The sequence below is a fragment of the Mesorhizobium sp. 1B3 genome (assembly GCF_050958605.1).
In the GTDB taxonomy this organism is placed as follows: domain Bacteria; phylum Pseudomonadota; class Alphaproteobacteria; order Rhizobiales; family Rhizobiaceae.
Genome location: NZ_JBJHDO010000006.1, coordinates 17,876 through 35,894, shown reverse-complemented (window position 1 = coordinate 35,894; position 18,019 = coordinate 17,876). Strand labels below are relative to the sequence as shown.

Below are 18,019 nucleotides of genomic sequence, written 5' to 3'. Positions count from 1 at the left end.
TGTCGAACGTCTTGATCGCCCTGATTGCGGGCCGCCCGTCAGCCTTTGCCAATTGCCTTCGCCTTCGCTTCATCGAACCACCAAAGCGCCTCCACCGGGAAGCCGAAATCCGGCTTGGGCTCCTTGAAGCCGAACATGTCCCAAAAGGCCGCCCGGTGATTCGGGGAATGGTAACTTGGAATCCAGTCCCATCGGGCGCGCAAGACGCGATCGAGCGCAAGCATCGCCGTCGTCAGCTCGGTCCTGTCCTGGGCGTTGCCGACCGCCTCGACGAGAGCGTCGACGGCCGGACTGGCCGTGCCCGGCAGATTCCTGGAGCCCGGCAGGGCGGCGGACCGTGAATGGAGAAGGTTCTCGAGCTCCTCTCGCGTCGGTGTCGGCGTAAAGGACAAGGCGATCGCAATCAGATCGAAATCGAAATCGTTCTGCCGGGCCTGGTATTGCGCGGCGTCCACCATGCGGATCGAGGCATCGATGCCGATCGCGCGCATGTTCTCCACCCAGGGGGTATCGACGCGGATGAAACCTTCGTCCTGCACGAGGATTTCAGCCGTGAGCCTTTCGCCCTTGCCGTTCTCGAGCATGCCGTTCTTGCGTTGCCAGCCGGCTTCGGAAAGGAGCTTGAGCGCCTTGCCGAGCAATTTGCGGTCGCGCCCAGAGCCGTCCGATTTGGGTTGCGTGACGGCTTCCCCGAAAGCCGCTTCCGGTATGTCCTCCCGGAAGGGCTCGAGCAAGGCGAGTTCCCCGGGCGATGGCGGCCCTTCGGCGCGATAGGGGGATCGTTCGAAGAGCGAATCCGAGCGCTTATAAGAATCATAAAACAGGTTGCGATTCGTCCATTCGAAGTCGAAGCAGAGCGCTATCGCCTGACGCACCCTCTGGTCGCGAAAACGCTCCCGGCGTTGGTTGACTGCATGGGCCTGCATGCTTGGACGCAGGTCGCCCGGGAACTCGCGCTTGATGACCTTGCCTTGCGCCAGAGCCGGGAAATCGTAGCCAGTCGCCCAGGTCCGCGAGGTGAATTCCTGCCGGAATGTCACGTCGCCCTTCTTGAAGGCTTCAAAGCCCGCTTGCCGGTCGCGGTAGAAGTCGATGCGGATCCGGTCGAAGTTATAGGACCCGCGATTGACCGGGAGGTCGCGTCCCCAATAATCCGCCACGCGTTCGTATTCTATGGTCTGACCGGCGCGCACGAGCCCGACCTTGTAGGGACCGGAGCCGAGCGGAGCGTTCAACTGGCTGCCGTCGAACGGGTTCGCCGAGAAGAACGCCTTGGAGACGACCGGGAACAGGGCGATGTCGAGAATGGTTCGCGCCGATTGCTTGCCCGAGAAGCCGAGGCGAAACGTGTGGTTGTCCTCGGCGGTCGCCTTCGTCATCTGACGCAAGGAAAGGAGCAGGCTCGGGTGCCCTTTCTCCTTGTAGAGGTTGAAGGAAAAGGCGACGTCCTCGGCGGTCAGCGGCGAGCCGTCATGGAAACGGGCCTCGGGCCGCAGCCGGAAGGTGAAGCTGTTGCTGTCTTCAGAGACGACGATGCTTTCGGCGAGCAGCCCGTAAATGGCGTCGGGCTCGTCGAGCGCGCGCACCATGAGAGAATCGAAGCACATCTCCATGCGCGGCGGCGCGTCGCCGCGCGGCACCAGGAAATTGAGCGTGTTGAAGGTGAGCGGGTTCTGGTTGAATACCCAGTTGGGGACCGAGAAATTGAACGTTCCGCCTTTCGGCGCATCGGGGTTCACATAGTCGAAATGCGTGAAATCCGGCGCGTATTTCAGGTCGCCAAAGGCCGATAGGCCGTGGAGCGGCGCCCCGGTCGAACTGGCGGTGAAACCCCTTTCGGGAAGCAGGGTGGCTGCCGCGGCGGCGCCGCCAAGAGCCAGCAACTCGCGGCGCGATATACTATTTCCTCGTCTCACCGGCCGTTCCTTCGTGCAGACTAACATATGCCCGCATGACCTGCTGGGGCGATAGCGATCGATCGGCGATGCCGCCCCTCATCGGCCTGCCGGCCACTTCTCCCCGTGAAAAACGGGGAGAAGGCTGCTGTCGTCTCCACTTTCGCCAATCGTCAACGTTTCCGATTTGCGAAACCCGTTCTGCCGGCGTCTCTCTCCCCGCAACTTTGCGGGGAGAGATGTCCGGCAGGACAGTGAGGGGCCGGCGAGAACGGTCGATCATTACGCACAGGCTGGCCCGGCGCGGGAATGGGGGGCGCGCCGGACACGGATGCTGCAAGGTTCTATCCGAGCTGGCGATTCGAGCCTCCGCGATCAATTGGTGCTCTTGTACTTGGCGGCGAGCGCCGCTTCCTTGTCCTTGTCGATCCACCAGGAATCGATATCCGCCCCGATATAACTCGGTTGCTTCTCCGGGACGCCGAACTTGTCCCAATAAGCGATCCACGCGACCGGGTTGTGATATTGCGGAACGACGTAGAAGTTCCAGAGGAGAACCCGATCCAGCGCGTGCGTGGCGGCGATCAGGTCGTCGCGATCCCTCGCGAAGACGACGCGGTCCACCAGGGCGTCGACGACCGGGTCCTTGATCCCGATCAGGTTTCGAGAGCCCTCGATATCGGCGGCGGCGCTGCTCCAGAAATCGCGCTGCTCGTTGCCGGGCGATTGGGACTGCATCATCACGTCGGTGACGCTGTCGAAGTCGAAGCTCCGCACCCGATTGATGTACTGGCTGGTGTCGACGATGCGCAGCGTCGCATTGATGCCGAGCTTGCGCAGATTATCCATGAACGGGCCGGTGATCCGCTCGTCGCTCGGATCGCGGCCGAGGAACTCGATCCGGAACTGCTCGCCCTTTTCGTTGACGAGCTTGCCGCCTTGGTTCGTCCAGCCGGCCTGCTTGAAGAGATCGAGCGCCTTGCGGAGATTGGCGCGGGTCGCCTGGGGGCTGTCGAAGACGGGCAGCTTGAATTCCTGCGTAAACAGTTCCGGCGGCAGCTTGTCCCTGTATTGTTCGAGGATTTCCAGCTCCTTGCCCTCCGGCAGGCCGCTGGAGGCCAGCGGACCACCTTGGAAATAGCTGTTGGTGCGAGTGTAAAGTCCGTAGAAGAGCGTCCGGTTCATGCTCTCGAAGTCGAAGGCATAGGTGAGCGCCTCGCGCACGCGCCGGTCCTGGAATTGCGGCCGGCGCAGGTTCAGCACGAAACCCTGCATTGGCTCGCCCGCGGTCTGCTCGAATTCGTGTTTCTTGACGTCGCCGGCCGTGAAGGCGGGGAAGTTGTATTCGGTCGCCCAGCGTCTCGCGCTGTTCTCCGCCCTGATGTCGTTGTAGCCGCCCTTGGTGAAAGCCTGCCAGTTTGCGTTGTCGTCCTGGAAATAGACGTAGCGGCGCCGATCGAAGTTCTGCCGGCCGACATTGACCGGCAGGTTTGCCGCCCAATAGTCGGGCACGCGGCTCCAGACGATTTCGGAACCGGGCTTGAAGCTCTCGACCTTGTAGGCGCCTGAGCCCAGCGGCGGCTCGAGCGTGGGCTGCGTGATGTCGCGTTTTTTGCCGGAGGCATCCGTGCCTTCCCACCAATGTTTCGGGAGCACGGCAAGGTCGCCCATGATATGGGGCAGCTCGCGGTTGCCCTTCTGGTCGAACTTGAACTGCACTTCCCGCTCCGACAGCGCCATCGCCTCGGTGACGTTGTGGAAATAACGATTGTACATCGGGCTGTTGGCTTTCAGCACCTGCAGCGACCAGACGACGTCTTCCGCCGTGATCGGCTTGCCGTCATGCCAGCGCGCTCTGGGGTCGATTCGATAAGTGGCCGAGGAATAGTCCTCGGGGTACTGGAATGCTTCGGCGATCAGCGGATGGCTTGTGCCCGGCTCGTCCAGCGCCTGGCTCATCAGCGTCTCATAAAGCAGGCCGCCCCCGAGCTCTGCAAATCCCGCCGCCGGCGTGCCGCGCGGTATGAAAGGGTTGAAACTGTCGAAGGTGCCCATCACTGTGGAATTGAGCGTGCCGCCCTTGGGGGCGTTTGGGTTCACATAGTCGTAGCGCTCGAACCCGTTCTCGTATTTGGACGAGCCGATCAGCGACGAGACGGTACGCCATTCATCCGCCGACGCGGCCACAAGCCCGAAGCCGAGCATTATCGTGGCGAGTCCCGTCCTGCGGAGAATTCGTCTCGCTCGTCCTCTCATTCCAAATCCTCCGCGCTGGTGGTTGGCTTCGCGCCTTCAGTTTAGACAATCCGCTTGCCATGGGAACATAAGGCATGGGAACCCGCAGCGAAGGGAATCTCTAACAAAAAAGCCGGGCAGAACCCGGCTTTTTCGTGATTTTCAGGATTACATTTTTGTCATTGTGCCGGTGCCGGCTGTGCGGGTGCTCCGTCTTCAGCCGGTGCAGCGCCTTCTGCAGGAGCCGCACCATTTTCAGCCGGGGCCCCGCCCTCGGCCGGGGCAGAGGCGTCGCTAGGAGCTGGAGCCGCGTCGGCCTCGGGAAGCGGCGCCGGGCTGTCGGCCGTTGTGCGCAGATAGGCGATGAGGTTGGCACGCTCGTCCGCCTTCTTGACGCCGGCGAAGCCCATCGCCGTTCCCTTGATGTAGCCCTTCGGCGAGGCGAGGAAATGGTTGAGGTGCTCATAATCCCAGACGACCGAACCGCCCTGGGCGAACTCCTTCATGGCCGCCGAGTAGGAGAAGCCTTCATGCGAGGCGATCGGGCGGTTCACGATGTTCCAGAGATTCGGGCCGACCTTGTTGGCGCCGCTCTTGTCGTCGGTATGGCAGGCGGCGCACTTCTTGAACACGGCCTGGCCGGCTGCCGGATCGGCTTTGGCGAGCAGCACCGCGATCGGCTCCTCGGCCGGCGCTTCGGCCGCGGCTCCGCCGCCGGCTTCTTCTTCCGCTGCCTCGATGGTGAAGCCCGGCTTTTCCGGATGCGGGGTTGCAAAGATCGAATCCGAAACGATGCTGACCGAGAAAACGACGAAAACGGTCGCCAGCAGCGCCCCGATCACCTTGTTGAATTCAAAAGAGTCCATTCGCCCTGAGGCTCCCTTTCCCCCGCCGCAGGCCGCGCCGCGCCGTACAGATTCCATTGCCGGCCGAAGCCGTTCAAATCGCGCGGGAAACTAGGTCTTTTGCTTCCCCCTTGCAACACATATAAGGGCCCATCCAGTGAGACCTTTTGCCACCACCAGCCAGCCTCTTTTGTCGAGCCGCCAAATGTCCGTTCTCATCCTCGTTCCGGCCCGGATGGCCTCGACCCGCCTGCCGGGCAAGCCGCTCGCCGACATTGCCGGCCGGCCGATGATCGTGCATGTCGCGACCCGCGCGGCCGAGAGCGGGCTCGGCAGGGTCGTGGTGGCGACCGACACGGAGGCAGTGGCCGAAGCGGTGCGCGCGGAAGGTTTCGAAGCCGTATTGACTCGCGCCGATCACCGGTCCGGCTCGGACCGCATTTTCGAGGCGCTGGGCAAGCTCGATCCCGAAGGCCGCGTCGACATCGTGGTCAATGTCCAAGGCGACCTGCCGACGATCGAACCTCGGACGATCCGTGCCGCGCTGGCGCCACTCGAAAACCCGGCCGTCGACATCGCGACGCTTGGTGTGGAGATCCTGCGCGAGGAGGAAAGAACCAACCCCAACGTCGTCAAGATCGTCGGCTCCCCGGTTTCGGATTCCCGGCTCCACGCGCTCTACTTCACGCGCGCGACAGCGCCCTGGGGAGAGGGGCCGCTCTATCACCATATCGGCCTTTATGCCTATCGGCGCGCAGCGCTGGAGCGCTTCGTGTCGCTCGAGCCCTCCGTGCTGGAGAAGCGCGAAAGCCTCGAACAGCTCAGGGCGTTGGAAGCAGGCATGCGCATCGACGCCGAAATCGTCCGGTCGATGCCGCTGGGCGTCGATACGCCTGACGATCTGGAACGCGCCCGGGAAATACTCTCACCTCGACAGGACTGAATATGCCGCCGAAAACAAACAGAATATCCTTCCAGGGCGAGCCCGGCGCCAATTCTGACACGGCTTGCCGCAATGTCTATCCAGACATGGAGCCTCTCCCCTGTCCGACCTTCGAGGATGCCTTCAACGCGGTGGAGACGGGCAAGGCCGATCTCGCCATGATCCCGATCGAGAACACGATCGCGGGCCGCGTGGCCGACATCCATCACCTCCTGCCTGAATCGCGCCTGCATATCGTCGGCGAGTATTTCCTGCCCATCCATTTCCAGTTGATGGTGCTGCCCGGACGCAAAATCGAGGACATAAAATCCGTCTACAGCCACATCCACGCGCTCGGCCAATGCCGCAAGGTCATCCGCAGGCACCGCTGGAAACCGATGGTTGCCGGCGACACGGCGGGCGCGGCACGTGTTGTGGCGGAAGAGGGCGACCCGCACAATGCGGCGCTCGCTCCCCGGCTTGCGGCTTCTCTCTACGGGCTGGACATCGTGGCGGAGAACGTCGAGGACACGGACAACAATGTCACACGTTTCGTCGTGCTGTCGAAGACCGAATCCTGGGCGCCGCGCATCGACACCCCCAAGCGGGTGATGACCACCTTCGTGTTCCGGGTGCACAACATCCCCGCCGCGCTTTACAAGGCCATGGGCGGGTTCGCCACCAACGGCGTCAACATGACCAAGCTGGAGAGCTATCAGCTCGGCGGCAAGTTCTTTTCGAGCCAGTTCTACGCCGATATCGAGGGCCATCCCGACGATGTCAATGTCGCCCAGGCGCTGAAGGAGTTGCGCTTCTTCTCGCGCGAGGTCCGCATCCTCGGGGTCTACGAGGCGCATCCGTTCCGGGATACCCAGACCGACGACGACTGAGAGACAGTCGGGTGCGGCTCAGCCGCTCTCGGCCCAGGCGCGAATCAGGTGATGGGCGATCGCGGCCCTGGGAGGGACGAAGATGCCGCTTGTCGAGGAGCCGGCAAGAATGTCGAGCACCTCGCGCCGGGTGAACCAGCGGCAATCCTCCAGTTCCCTGGAATCGTAGCGCAGATCTTCGTTCAGCGCCTCGCCGAAGCACCCGATCATCAGCGAGTAGGGAAACGGCCAGGGCTGGCTCGCATGATAGACGACACGGCCCAGCCGGATGCCCGATTCCTCATGGACCTCGCGGCGGACGGCGTTCTCGATCGTCTCTCCGGGCTCGATGAAACCGGCAAGCGCCGAATACATGCCCGGAGCGAAATGCGGGCTGCGGCCGAGAACGCAACGATCGGGCGTGACGGCGAGCATGATGGCGACGGGGTCGGTGCGCGGGAAATGCTCGCTGCCGCATCCCGAGCACACCCGTTTGTAGCCGCCGGCGCGCATTTCGGTCGGCGAGCCGCATTTGCCGCAAAAACGGTGGCTGGCGTGCCAGGCCATCAATGCGCCGGCCTGTGCCAGCGCGCCCAGCCCGTCCTGGTCGAGCAGTCCCTGCATGTTGACCGAGCGATAGTCGATCGCCTTGATCCCCTCCGGCAGGAGTTCGAGGTCGATGCCGGCGGGTGCGGCGAGCAATGGCCCGCTGGCCGACCAGCCGAGCAAAACGGCCTGATCGAGCCTCGCCGCGAGCGCCTCGCTTTCCGCTATGTCGTGATAGGGGTCGAAGCCGCCGCCATTGAGCTTCAGGCAGATGCGTCCGCCTGTAACCAGCAGGAGCCTGGCGGACGGGTCGGCAAGGGCCTTCTCCGCGGAATCGTCGCCGCGGGTTTCCGACTGGCGGTCGATCCTGTTGCCGGCAAAGCCGACGAACTGGCTGGGTTCGAGCGGCGGCGCGTCGAAAAGAGAAAATATCATTGGAAAATGCTCTGGAATTTCACAGTGCCTGCCGAAGTCGTTCGGAAAAAAGGTGGAGGTCTTCGCGGCGATAGGGCTTGCGAACGCCATGGCCCCATACCGGGCCCGGCCAGCCGGGGTCGCCTTCCGAACGGGCGACGACATGAACGTGAAGTTGGCGAACGATATTGCCAAGCGCGCCACTGTTGATCTTGGTGCAGCCGGTGACCCTCTTCAACGCCTGGGCCACCATGTTGGTCTCGAAGGTGAGCATGGCTTGATCGAGAGGCGTCAATTCGTGAATCTCCTCGGCGCCCGGCCGCTGCGGCACCAGGAGTACCCAAGGCCAGCGGCAATCGTTCATCAGCCGCAATTCACACAGGCCAAGCCACATGATGGGCTCGCTGTCGGCCTCGAGCCGCGCATCGAGCGCGAATCCGGTCGTCAGAACCGGCATCATCGGCGTTTCCTTCATGTCCCTGCGCCAGAGTTTGCCTGCTATTCATTCGTACCGGGAGACCGCCAATGCCGTTTCTGGAAGCAGGCAGGCGGGAAGCCGGCCCCCTCGACGGGTTGGACGCAATTCCGCATCCGGTCCTGGAATCTACGCTAGAGCGGCCATTACCTGCCCGCAAGTGGTTCCTTGGTACGTTTGTCGTCTTAAAATACCGTCGAGATTTCCGGCGGGGTTGCAATTCGAGCCTGGATTGCCGATATGGGGCCCGGGAGGTTGGTGGTGGACGATCCACTCGCCAACCGGGTCAGGTCCGGAAGGAAGCAGCCCTAACGAGCCCGGACCGGGTCATTGTTCCAGCCTCCCACCTCCCCGTCATTCGTTCCTGCTATAGCTTGTCCGGGTTGACGGCGCGTCGCGGCGCGGGCGAAATTCACTCGTGAGAGATGGCGCCGGGATGAGCGCAAGGGAGCGACAAAGGCGGATGAGCGAAGGCGGAAACGATCTGAAAGCCAAAGCCGGTGGCGCCTACCGCGTGCTCGCCCGCAAATACCGTCCGGCCGACTTCACCAGCCTCATCGGCCAGGAGCCGATGGTTCGTACCCTCACCAATGCTTTTTCTTCCGGACGCATCGCGCAGGCCTGGATGCTGACTGGCGTCCGCGGCGTCGGCAAGACGACCACGGCGCGCATTCTGGCTCGCGCCCTGAATTACAAGACGGCCGAGATCGATCAGCCTTCGGTCGACCTTTCCGTGCCCGGCGAGCATTGCCAGGCCATCATGGAAGGCCGCCACGTCGACGTGATCGAGATGGATGCCGCTTCCCATACGGGTATCGACGACATCCGCGAGATCATCGAGCAGGTGCGCTACGCACCGGTGTCGGCGCGGTACAAGGTGTACATCATCGACGAAGTGCACATGCTCTCCACCCAGGCCTTCAACGGCCTGCTGAAGACGCTCGAGGAGCCGCCGCCGCATGTGAAGTTCATCTTCGCCACGACGGAGATCCGCAAGGTTCCGATCACCATCCTGTCGCGCTGCCAACGCTTCGACTTGCGTCGCGTCGACGCCGGTGTCCTGACCGACCATCTGCGCAAGATCGCGGCGCTCGAGGATGTGGCGGTAGAGGACGAGGCGCTCGCCATGGTGGCGCGGGCGGCTGAAGGCTCTGTGCGCGATTCGCTGTCCATCTTCGACCAGGCGATCGCCCATGGTGGCGGCGGCGTGACGGCCGAGGCCGTGCGCATGATGCTTGGTCTCGGCGACCGCGGCCGCGTGATCGATCTTTTCGAGCATCTCATGAAGGGTGATGCGGCCGCTGCGCTCACCGAGTTCAGGGCGCAATACGACACCGGCGCCGATCCTGCCACCGTGCTTACCGATCTCGCCGAATTCAATCATCTGGTGACCCGGCTGAAATTCATACCCTCGGCGGCCAGCGATGCTTCCCTGACCGAGAGCGAGCGGCAGCGCGGCCTCGCCTTCTCGCAGTCGCTTTCGGTGCGCGTGCTGTCGCGTGCCTGGCAGATGCTGCTCAAGGGCATCCCCGAGGTCCAGGGTTCGAATCGGCCGGTCAGCGCCGGCGAGATGGTGTTGATCCGCATCGCCCATGCAGCCACGCTGCCGACGCTCGACGAGGCTCTGAAGACGCTCGACGGCATGACGCTCCAGCCCTCCGGCAATGGCGGCGGTCGTCCCTCGCTCGGCGGAGCCGCGCCCCAATCCGGCAATGGGACCAGTGCAGTCGCCCAGTCCCACATGCCACAGGGCCCCAGCGGAAGCCCGACCATGCGGCTTGTCCAGGGTGGAACGCAGGCCGTTCCGGCGGCAGTTCCTACCATGCCCGAGGTCGATACCGTTCCTATCAACTCTTTGGCCGACATTGCCGATCTGGCCGACAAGCATCGCGACATGACCTTGAAGGTCCTGGTCCGGCGCTGCGTCCGTCTCGTGAAGGTCGAGCCCGGCCGGCTGGATGTCAATCTCACCAGCGAGGCGCCCAAGACCCTGCTCGGCGACCTGACGGTGAAGCTCAAGGCATGGACAGGGCGGAACTGGCTGGTTTCGCTGTCCCGCGAGGAAGGCGGCCAGACGATTTCGGAGATCGAGGCCTCGAAGCGCGAGAATGCCATTCTCGACGCCAGGAGCGACCCGACGGTGGCCGCGATCCTGGCCAAATTCCCGGGTGCCAAGATCATCGACGTGCGCATTCCCGACGCGCCGGAAGTCGAGGCCGAGGGAACCGAGTTGCCGCCCGGCGCGGTGGGCGACGATGACGACGACGACCTATTCTAGTTGAATTGTTCAGCCCCGGTGTTCCCGTCGGACGCCGGCGCCCAAGACGGAGACGAGACGATGAAGGATCTTCTGGGCCTGATGGGCAAGGCCAAGGAAATGCAGGCGAAATTCCAGGCCATGCAGGAGGAAATCGCAGCGTTGGAAGCGACCGGCCAGTCCGGTGGCGGCCTGGTCAAGGTTACGCTGACGGGCAAGTTCGAGATGACCAAACTGGAAATCGACCCGTCCCTGCTCAAGAGCGACGAAGCCGAGATCCTCGAAGACCTCGTTCTGGCCGCGCACAACGATGCCAAGGGCAAGGTCGAAGCGGCCATGCAGGAAAAGACAAAGGAGCTCACGGCCGGTCTGCCGATTCCTCCCGGCATGAAGCTGCCTTTCTGATTTCGTCGGAGCGGCACGGCGACATAGCCATCTTTTTGCCGGATTGATCCTCATTCTCTGGCTGCAACGTGGGGACGTGGCGGCAGCAAGAGTGAGGGGACATTGTTGTTCGCCGACCAATGGTCGACGCCCGCAATGCTGGGCGTCGTGATTTCTTCGTTCCTCCTGAGTGCCTGCAGCCAGACCGGCGCCTTGACCAGTGCCGCGCACACGTCCAGCAAGCGTTCCTACGGCTATTCCATGAAAGATCGCGAATGCATGGCGCGAGCCATGTTTTTCGAGTCCAAGCGCTCCAGCCGTGATGGCTTGGTCGCGGTCGGTACGGTCGTGATGAACCGGTTGAGGTCGAAGCGCCACGGGGACACCGTCTGCAAGGTGGTCGGCGAAAAGGGGCAGTTCGCCCCCGGAGTGCTGAGCCGTCCCATGAATTCGAAAGCCCTGCCGGACGTCCAGGAAGCGGCCGACGCGGTTCTCAAGGGGGAGCGTCACCCCAAGGTGAAGAATGCCATGTTCTTCCACCAGGCCGGACTGAAGTTCCCCTACAAGAACATGCATTACGTCCTCGTCGCTGGCGGCAATGCCTTCTACGAGAAGCGGAGCAGGGGGAAGGTGGCCTTGCCGCCGGAGGAACCTTCGGTTGCCGTGGCGACGGCGAAGCCTGATTCAGACAAGGCAAAGCCCGACATTGACAAGACGGTGGTTGCTTCCGTTCGCCCGGACGGACCGCGCAAATCCATCGAGGTCGCCGAGGCCGAACAGCCCGTGATGTCCTTCGAGGCAAGTCAGGAGGATGCCGACGCCATCGGCGCGCTGATCGCCGGTCAGAGCCGTCCATAGTAAGGGGAAGCCGCACGTTTTCCTGCTGGAAACCGTGGGGCACTTTTCCGGCGCGTGCTTAGGCCTTAAATCCCTCGCATGTCTAAACGAATCGCCGGCCCCGAGATCGAACGCCTGATCCAGCTCCTGGCCAAGGTGCCTGGGCTGGGGCCGCGTTCGGCGCGGCGCGCCGCCCTCCATCTCATCAAGAAGAAGGAACAGCTCCTGGTGCCGCTTTCCGTGGCCATGAGGGAGGCGGTGGAAAAGGTCCGGGTCTGCTCGACCTGCGGCAATGTCGATACCATCGACCCCTGCACGATATGCTCCGATCCGCGTCGCGATCCTGCGACGATAATCGTGGTGGAGGATGTCGCCGACCTCTGGGCGCTGGAGCGGGCAGGGGCGATGAACGCCAGATACCACGTGCTCGGCGGCACTTTGTCGCCGCTGGACGGCATCGGGCCCGACGACCTCAACATCAAGGGTCTGGTGTCGCGCATCGCCGAGGGCGGGGTGAGGGAGGTGATCCTGGCCGTCAACGCCACTGTCGAAGGCCAGACCACGGCGCATTATCTCACCGACCAGCTCGATGGCTTCGACGTGAAGGTGACACGGCTTGCCCATGGCGTGCCTGTCGGCGGCGAGCTCGACTATCTCGACGAAGGCACGCTGGCGGCGGCGCTCAAGTCGCGAACCGCGTTTTGACGCAATTGGCCTCCAAGGGGGTGGAATGGACCAAATTCAGCGCAACGCCCCCGACCGTCGCCGCCATTTCATCCATTCGTTGGCAAGACTGAAAATCCTCCTGCCGGCGGTGGTCCTATGCATGACCCTGTTCACGCCAACCACTGCCGGTGCTGCCGACGTCGATGCGCTCTTTCGCGCCTGGCTTGCGCAGGATCTCTGGCCGGACGCCCAGAGACGCGGCATCTCGAAGGCGACGTTCGACTCGGCCTTCTCCGGTGTGAAGCCCAATCTCGACCTGCCCGACCTCGTCATGCCGGGCCAGAAACCCAAGACGCCGAGAAAGCAGCATCAGGCGGAATTCGGATCGCCCGGCAACTATTTCGCCGAAAAGACGATCGGGGCGGTTACCTCGGGAGGCCGGGCGCGTGCCGGGCAATATGCCAAGACGCTGGCCGCGATCGAGAAGCGCTACGGCGTGCCGGCGGGCGTGGTGCTGGCGATCTGGGGACGTGAATCCGGCTTTGGCACGGCCAAGATCCCCTACAATGCCTTTGAGGTCCTTGGCACCAAGGCGTTCCTGGCTACGCGCAAGGACATGTTTCGCAAGGAAGTGCTGGCGGCGTTGGAGATCGTCGAGCGTGGGCTCGCCCGCCGGAACATGATGAAATCGTCCTGGGCCGGCGCCCTCGGCCAGCCGCAGTTCCTGCCGACCTCCTTCCTGGAACATGCCGTCGATTTCGACGGCGACGGCGTTCGCGACATCTGGAATTCGGTGCCGGATTCGCTGGCCTCGATCGCCAACTATCTCGTGCATTACGGCTGGGTGAAGGGTCGCGACTGGGGCTTCGAGGTGGCCGTTCCCGAAAGCGTGAGCTGTGCCTTCGAAGGTCCGGATCAAGGTCGCAGGATTTCCGATTGGGCGGCGATGGGCATCGCACGTGTCAACGGCAAGGCGTTCCCGGCCAGGGAGGCACGGGCGGAAGGTTTCCTGCTCATGCCGGCGGGCCGCAACGGCCCGGCTTTCATCGTCACGCCGAATTTCTACGTGCTCAAGAAATACAACGAGAGCGATCTCTACGCGCTGTTCATCGGCCACGGCGCCGACCGCATCGCCAATGGCGACCGCAGCTTTGCCGGCCGCTGGGGCAAGGTCGGCGGCCTCTACCGTTCCGACATAGCCGGATTGCAGAAGGCTCTCGAAGCGAAGGGCTACGACGTCGGCGGCGCCGACGGCCTGCCCGGCTTCAAGACCCGCAGGTCCATCGGGGACTGGCAGGCCAGGAACGGAAGGGCGCCGACATGTTTCCCCGACCAGGAGATCGTCGGCGCGGTCAGGTAGTCGCCTGTTCCTGATGGACCTCCATGAGGATCTCGAAGGATTTCCGGCGCGCGTCATGATCGAATATCTGTGCGGTCACCATCAATTCGTCCGCGCCCGTGCGTCTGATGAAATCCTGAAGTCCACGCTTCACGGTCTCGGGCGAGCCGACGACGGCGGCTGAAAGGGCTTGGCCTAGCATGGCCCGTGCCATGGGATCGAGCTGTTCCTCATAGTTTTTCACGGGAGGCGGCAGCTTGCCCGGCCGCCCGGTGCGAAGATTAACGAAGGCCTGCTGCAGCGACGTAAAGAGCAACCGGGCCTCGTCGTCGGTTTCGGCGGCGAAGACGTTGAGCCCCAGCATCACGTGAGGCTTCGACAACCGCTCCGACGGTTGGAAACGCGAGCGGTAGATGTCGAGCGCTTGGTCCATCTCGGCGGGGGCGAAATGCGAGGCGAAGGCGTAAGGCAGCCCGAGAATCGCGGCGAGCTGGGCACCGTAGGTGCTCGATCCCAGAATCCACATTTCGACCTCCTGGCCTTCGCCCGGCACCGCGCGGATACGTTGATCGGCCGAGGCGGGAGCGAACCAGGCCATCAGTTCGGTCACGTCCTGAGGGAAACTGTCGACACCGGCTTCGAGATTGCGCCGCAGCGCGCGAGCCGTCGCCATGTCGGTGCCCGGCGCGCGTCCGAGGCCGAGATCGATACGGCCGGGATGAAGCGCGGCCAACGTGCCGAACTGCTCGGCGATCACCAGCGGCGCATGGTTGGGGAGCATGATACCACCGGCCCCGACGCGGATTGTGGACGTGCCCGCCGCGACATGGGCAATGACGACCGATGTCGCGGCACTGGCGATGCCAGGCATGTTGTGATGCTCCGCCAGCCAATAGCGTTTGTAGCCCAGGCTCTCGGCATGCCGGGCGAGATCGATCGTATTGCGCAACGATTGGGAGACGTCGCCGCCTTCGATGACCGGCGAGAGATCTAGGACGGACAGCTCTGTCATGGTTTGGGCTCCAGTATGCATTCGCGGCGCAGCGCGGCTTCGAAGGCGGCGGGATCGGAGACGGTCACCGCGAACAGCGTGTGCAGCACCTCGATGATCTCGGTGGCGGAAGTGAGCGCGCGCCTGACGCTCTCTTCGCCCAGGCGGTGCGTCGTCAGGCGGTTGTTGGCCAGCGTGTGGCGACCGTCAGCAAAGGGCCGCGCCGCGATCAGCCCCGTGCGGAAATGCGAGGTGGGACTTGTCGACAGAAAGTAGTTGGTGATCGCGTAGTCGACCTCGAACTGTTCCTGAAGGTCGAAACGATAAAGGGTTCGCCAATTGTTGCCTGTATTCGCCTGCATGCGGAAATACTGGCCGTTCGTTGCGATCCGGAACACTTCATGCGGCGTCCGTTGCTCGGTGCCTGGCTCGAAAAGCAGCGGTGCCGTCTGGGTCAGGGCGCCGAACCCGACATCGGCCAACCAGGTCTGTCTGTCGAGTTCGACTCTGAGCAGCATATGGCTGCGCGGTGTGATGCTGTCTTCCGGCCGCCCCCAGAGCACGCGACCGGCGAGCCCAGATACGCTGAAGCCGATCGCCCGCAGCACGTGCATGAACAGGAGATTTTGTTCGAAGCAATAGCCGCCACGATCTCCCCGCAGCAACTTGCGCTGCAAAGCGGCGAGTTCGAGTTCCACCGGGAGATGCAGGAAGGGATCGATATTCTCGAAGGCGATCGCCTGGGGATGGAGCCGATGCAGCGAGCGCAGCGTGTCGAGCGTCGCGGCTCGCGGGCCGTCATAGCCGATGCGATGGAAATAGGCAGCAAGATCGATATCCGACATCGGCGGCTCCGGGTGCCGCATCGATATAGGCTCGCGGGTCCCGCCATGCAAAGGCTGGACCAACCGGCGGGTCAGGCTGTCGTATCCGCGGTTTCCTCGTCGTCGATCGAGCTTTCTTTCGCCGTTTCCTTCCGCACCAGCGGCGCTACCTTGGCTCCATAGAGCTCGATCGCCTTCATGACCTTGTCGTGCGGCATCTCCCCGATAGCCATCTGAAGCAGGAAGCGGTCGTTGCCGAAGATCTTGTGGTGGGCGACGATCTTCTCGGCCACGGTCTCGGGGTTACCCACGAACAGCGCGCCGCGCGGGCTGCGCGCCTGATCGAAATGCGCCCGGTTCGTCGGTCCCCAGCCGCGTTCGCGACCGATGCGGTCCATGACTTCGGCTTGAGGCGCATAGAAGATGTCAGCCGCCTTTTCTGTCGTCTCGGCAACGAAGCCGTGGACATTGATGCTTGTGGCGAGCCTGGCCGGATCGTGGCCGCTGCGTCGCGCCGCCTCGCGATATAGCTCGAAGAGTGGGGCAAACCGTGCCGGTTCGCCGCCGATGATAGCCAGAGCCAGGGGCAGGCCGAGCTGGGCGGCGCGCACGACAGATTGTGGTGTGCCGCCGACCGCAATCCAGATCGGCAGCCGTCCTTGGCAGGGGCGCGGATAGACGCCGCGATTCTCGATCGGCGCCCGCAACGAACCCGACCAGGTGATTTTTTCAGAATCGCGGATCTTCAGGAGCAGATCGAGCTTTTCGGCAAAAAGCGTGTCGTAATCCTTCAAGTCGTAGCCGAAGAGCGGGAAGGATTCGATGAACGACCCGCGTCCGGCCATGATCTCGGCGCGCCCGCCCGAGAGAAGGTCGACAGTTGCGAATTGCTGGAAGACGCGCACCGGATCGTCAGACGAGAGCACGCTGACGGCGCTGGTGAGGCGGATTTTTTGGGTGTGCTCGGCGGCCGCGGCCAGAACGACGGCCGGCGCCGAGGCCGCATAGTCAGGCCGGTGGTGCTCGCCCAGGCCGAAGACGTCGAGGCCGACTTCGTCGGCGAGCTTGATCTCCTCGACGAGGTTGCGTAGCCGCTGGCGTGGACTGATTCCCTGTCCGGGAACCGGGCTGACATCGGCGAATGTGTAAAGGCCAAGTTCCATAGTATCGTCCAGTCGGGATGATGATGAGCCGCACACACGTAGTGGCAAGCCGGCTCTGCATCCAGAGGCTGAATGGTGAACGGTCTATTTCCGCTGGTGGCGTTTCCGAGACGCAACAGCGACGGTTTTTCGCGGCAGAAATGCTGTTTTGACGCTTGAACTCCGCAGCCTCGTCAGTATGTAAGCGGCGCAGACTGAAAGCAGGGCATATAAAAATTGGCAGTATATAGAGAAAAGGACTTCCACGAGCGCCGAAACGCAGCGAACGATGCCAAGAAGGCGCTTCTCGAAAAATTCAAGGCAAAGCCGGCGGATGACGATCCCCGTGTGCTGGCACGCCAGGCGGAGCGCAAGGCAATCCTCGAGGCGCGCGCCATCCGTGAAGCCGAGAAGGAGCGCCTGAAGCAGGAGCGGCTGGCGCGCGAGGCCAAGGAGCGTGCCGAACGCGAGGCGGCCGAGGCCGAGGCGCGGCGTATCGCCGAAGAGGCAGCGCGCGAGGACGCCAGGAAGCGCGAGGCCGAAGAGAACGAACGCATCGCTCGCGTTCTGGCCGATGAGGCCGAGCGCAAGGCCAAGCGCGACGCGCGTTATGCGGCTCGCAAGGCTCGCGTCGGCCGTCAGCCTCCCAAGCCTTACGCCTGAACGACGTCCTGCCGAATTGGATTAGATCAGGGGGAGCGAACCCGGTTCGCTCCGCCTGATTTCATGCGACCAGTTTCAGGCCGACAATTCCCGACACGATAAGCGCGATGCAGGCGAGGCGGATCGCTGTCGCCGGCTCGCCAAGCAGAAAGATGCCGAGCAACGCAGTGCCGACCGTGCCGATGCCGGTCCAGATCGCGTAGGCCGTGCCGACAGGCAGGGTCTTCAGCGCGAGGCCAAGCAGGCCCAGGCTGATGATCATGGAAACAACGGTCAAGGCTGTGGGCAACGGCTTCGAGAAGCCGTCGGTGTATTTGAGACCGATTGCCCAACCGATCTCGAAAAGGCCGGCGAAGAAAAGGTAAGTCCAAGCCATGGAACGCTCCGTTGGTGCGCGGGTCGTCCCGGCTGTTCCGACAAGGCAAGGTCGTCCTTGCCGGGCAGTGAAATAGGCAATCGCAAAACCAACTTCAATAGATACGCCGGGCTTTCAGCCGAGCGTTTTGCGGCTTTCCCGATGCCGGTTTTCCTCACTTCTCCTTGGATCTGATCGCGTGAACCGGTGGCGCCTTGATGGCAGGCGTCGCGGAAGGTTTCTTCGCATCCTTCTTGGGTTTGCGAGCTTCCTTGCCTGGCTTCATCTGACCCTTTGCCATGATTCGCTCCTCTCGACTGTGGCAAGAAAAGTGAAACGCGAAGATGCGCGAGGCGCAAG

The 18,019-nt window shown here is 63.1% G+C and carries 17 protein-coding genes, 1 other RNA gene and 1 pseudogene; 9 read left to right on the top strand and 10 right to left on the bottom strand.

What is annotated here, in order from left to right:
• Positions 1-38: 38 nt before the first annotated feature.
• From ACCO56_RS17435 to ACCO56_RS17425, 3 genes are all read right to left on the bottom strand, one after another.
• Positions 39-1,916, bottom strand: coding sequence for an extracellular solute-binding protein (locus tag ACCO56_RS17435; protein WP_433642067.1), 1,878 nt, complete (start codon positions 1,914-1,916; stop codon positions 39-41).
• Positions 1,917-2,270: 354 nt separating this feature from the next.
• Positions 2,271-4,151: an extracellular solute-binding protein gene (locus ACCO56_RS17430; RefSeq protein WP_433642066.1), complete on the bottom strand. Its 1,881-nt coding sequence runs from the start codon at positions 4,149-4,151 to the stop codon at positions 2,271-2,273.
• A gap of 158 nt (positions 4,152-4,309) precedes the next feature.
• Positions 4,310-4,996, bottom strand: a complete 687-nt coding sequence (locus ACCO56_RS17425; protein ID WP_433642065.1) for a c-type cytochrome — start codon at positions 4,994-4,996, stop codon at positions 4,310-4,312.
• Between the two features lie 184 nt (positions 4,997-5,180).
• Between ACCO56_RS17425 and ACCO56_RS17420 the strand changes: the two genes are divergently transcribed.
• Positions 5,181-5,918: a 3-deoxy-manno-octulosonate cytidylyltransferase gene (locus tag ACCO56_RS17420; protein WP_433642064.1), complete on the top strand. Its 738-nt coding sequence runs from the start codon at positions 5,181-5,183 to the stop codon at positions 5,916-5,918.
• A 2-nt stretch (positions 5,919-5,920) separates the two neighbouring features.
• Positions 5,921-6,787 carry a prephenate dehydratase gene (locus ACCO56_RS17415; protein ID WP_433642063.1) on the top strand — a complete coding sequence of 289 codons (867 nt, stop codon included), beginning with the start codon at positions 5,921-5,923 and terminating at the stop codon, positions 6,785-6,787.
• An 18-nt stretch (positions 6,788-6,805) separates the two neighbouring features.
• Here ACCO56_RS17415 and nudC read toward each other — a convergent pair whose 3' ends face one another.
• Positions 6,806-7,747, bottom strand: a complete 942-nt coding sequence (gene nudC / locus ACCO56_RS17410; protein WP_433642062.1) for an NAD(+) diphosphatase — start codon at positions 7,745-7,747, stop codon at positions 6,806-6,808.
• Positions 7,748-7,766: 19 nt separating this feature from the next.
• On the bottom strand, positions 7,767-8,186 hold the full coding sequence (locus ACCO56_RS17405; RefSeq protein ID WP_433642061.1) for an HIT domain-containing protein: 420 nt from the start codon (positions 8,184-8,186) through the stop codon (positions 7,767-7,769).
• Positions 8,187-8,451: 265 nt separating this feature from the next.
• Between ACCO56_RS17405 and ffs the strand changes: the two genes are divergently transcribed.
• The 6 genes and pseudogenes from ffs (at position 8,452) to ACCO56_RS17375 (ending at position 13,705) form a co-directional block, all read left to right on the top strand.
• An RNA gene (ffs, locus tag ACCO56_RS17400) (signal recognition particle sRNA small type) lies at positions 8,452-8,548 on the top strand.
• Between the two features lie 116 nt (positions 8,549-8,664).
• Positions 8,665-10,479 (top strand): DNA polymerase III subunit gamma/tau, encoded by a 1,815-nt coding sequence (locus ACCO56_RS17395; RefSeq protein ID WP_433642060.1) that lies wholly within the window; start codon positions 8,665-8,667, stop codon positions 10,477-10,479.
• Between the two features lie 60 nt (positions 10,480-10,539).
• Positions 10,540-10,863 (top strand): YbaB/EbfC family nucleoid-associated protein, encoded by a 324-nt coding sequence (locus tag ACCO56_RS17390; protein ID WP_433642059.1) that lies wholly within the window; start codon positions 10,540-10,542, stop codon positions 10,861-10,863.
• Between the two features lie 105 nt (positions 10,864-10,968).
• Positions 10,969-11,470: pseudogene (locus ACCO56_RS17385) on the top strand (cell wall hydrolase); the annotation flags it as partial.
• Positions 11,471-11,778: 308 nt separating this feature from the next.
• Positions 11,779-12,384, top strand: coding sequence for a recombination mediator RecR (recR, locus tag ACCO56_RS17380; RefSeq protein ID WP_433642058.1), 606 nt, complete (start codon positions 11,779-11,781; stop codon positions 12,382-12,384).
• Between the two features lie 121 nt (positions 12,385-12,505).
• On the top strand, positions 12,506-13,705 hold the full coding sequence (locus tag ACCO56_RS17375; protein WP_433642389.1) for a lytic murein transglycosylase: 1,200 nt from the start codon (positions 12,506-12,508) through the stop codon (positions 13,703-13,705).
• Here the strand turns inward: ACCO56_RS17375 and ACCO56_RS17370 are convergent.
• From ACCO56_RS17370 to ACCO56_RS17360, 3 genes are all read right to left on the bottom strand, one after another.
• The gene (locus tag ACCO56_RS17370; RefSeq protein ID WP_433642057.1) at positions 13,698-14,696 is read right to left on the bottom strand and encodes an LLM class flavin-dependent oxidoreductase; all 999 of its coding nucleotides are present in this window, start codon (positions 14,694-14,696) and stop codon (positions 13,698-13,700) included. The two genes, ACCO56_RS17375 and ACCO56_RS17370, sit on opposite strands and share 8 nt — an antisense overlap.
• Positions 14,693-15,520, bottom strand: coding sequence for an arylamine N-acetyltransferase family protein (locus ACCO56_RS17365; RefSeq protein ID WP_433642056.1), 828 nt, complete (start codon positions 15,518-15,520; stop codon positions 14,693-14,695). The genes ACCO56_RS17370 and ACCO56_RS17365 overlap by 4 nt, the downstream gene beginning before the upstream one ends.
• A 71-nt stretch (positions 15,521-15,591) precedes the next feature.
• The gene (locus tag ACCO56_RS17360; protein WP_433642055.1) at positions 15,592-16,662 is read right to left on the bottom strand and encodes an LLM class flavin-dependent oxidoreductase; all 1,071 of its coding nucleotides are present in this window, start codon (positions 16,660-16,662) and stop codon (positions 15,592-15,594) included.
• 216 nt (positions 16,663-16,878) lie between these two features.
• On the opposite strand from ACCO56_RS17360, the gene ACCO56_RS17355 reads away from it, so the two are divergent.
• Positions 16,879-17,304, top strand: a complete 426-nt coding sequence (locus ACCO56_RS17355) for a DUF6481 family protein (protein ID WP_433642054.1) — start codon at positions 16,879-16,881, stop codon at positions 17,302-17,304.
• 61 nt (positions 17,305-17,365) lie between these two features.
• Here the strand turns inward: ACCO56_RS17355 and sugE are convergent, their stop codons facing one another.
• Complete coding sequence (gene sugE / locus ACCO56_RS17350) at positions 17,366-17,680, bottom strand: quaternary ammonium compound efflux SMR transporter SugE (protein ID WP_433642053.1); 315 nt, start codon at positions 17,678-17,680, stop codon at positions 17,366-17,368.
• Positions 17,681-17,834: 154 nt separating this feature from the next.
• On the bottom strand, positions 17,835-17,960 hold the full coding sequence (locus ACCO56_RS17345; RefSeq protein WP_433642052.1) for a hypothetical protein: 126 nt from the start codon (positions 17,958-17,960) through the stop codon (positions 17,835-17,837).
• Positions 17,961-18,019: the final 59 nt, after the last annotated feature.